The sequence below is a fragment of the Haloarcula sp. Atlit-7R genome, from assembly GCF_003666065.1.
Taxonomy (GTDB): Archaea; Halobacteriota; Halobacteria; order Halobacteriales; family Haloarculaceae; genus Haloarcula; species Haloarcula taiwanensis.
The window spans coordinates 1-466 of the sequence record NZ_QXIK01000090.1 but is presented as its reverse complement, the minus strand read 5'-3'; the positions used below and the strand labels follow the sequence as shown (position 1 = coordinate 466).

The window sequence follows — 466 nt, the reverse complement described above, 5'->3', positions numbered from 1 at the left end:
GCCCGTCGGCGTCCCCTCAGCGACGGCCCGAGACGTAGACGATGGGGCCGACGACGAGGAGCGTGATGCCGAGGAACATGTAGTGGGGCTTGGCCAGCATCACCGGGGTCAGAAGGAAGATGAGCCCGAACAGCGTGGCGTTGATGCCGAGGATGTGCCGGGACTTCAGCGGCAGCGTTCCGACCGTCGACAGGACGAACACGAGCAACAGCGCCTGCCCGATGTTGTAGTCGAGCAGGAAGGTGTCTATGAGCTGAAGGGGAAGCATTCTTGTTTTCTCGGTCGGTTCGAATCGACTATCAAAGTTCCGTTATTCTCGCTGGAGACGCGTGTCCACGACCCATCATATAGGGGCATTCCCGGTTGGAGTGGTCTCGGCACGGAATTACGTCGCCATCAGGTCGTCAGGGATTCTGCTCTTTTGGACCGGTGATGTCGAGCGGTCGAATCCAGCCGAACCAGACGA

Annotated in this window: 1 protein-coding gene; it reads right to left on the bottom strand. The window is 59.7% G+C overall.

Annotation, left to right across the window (positions count from 1 at the left end):
* Positions 1–16: 16 nt before the first annotated feature.
* On the bottom strand, positions 17–268 hold the full coding sequence (locus tag D3D01_RS22775) for a hypothetical protein (protein WP_121513869.1): 252 nt from the start codon (positions 266–268) through the stop codon (positions 17–19).
* Positions 269–466: the final 198 nt, after the last annotated feature.

What these genes read in the sequence shown, in the direction of transcription:
- D3D01_RS22775 (WP_121513869.1), bottom strand. Translation starts at nt 268, where the DNA reads ATGCTTCCCCTTCAGCTCATAGACACCTTCCTGCTCGACTACAACATC.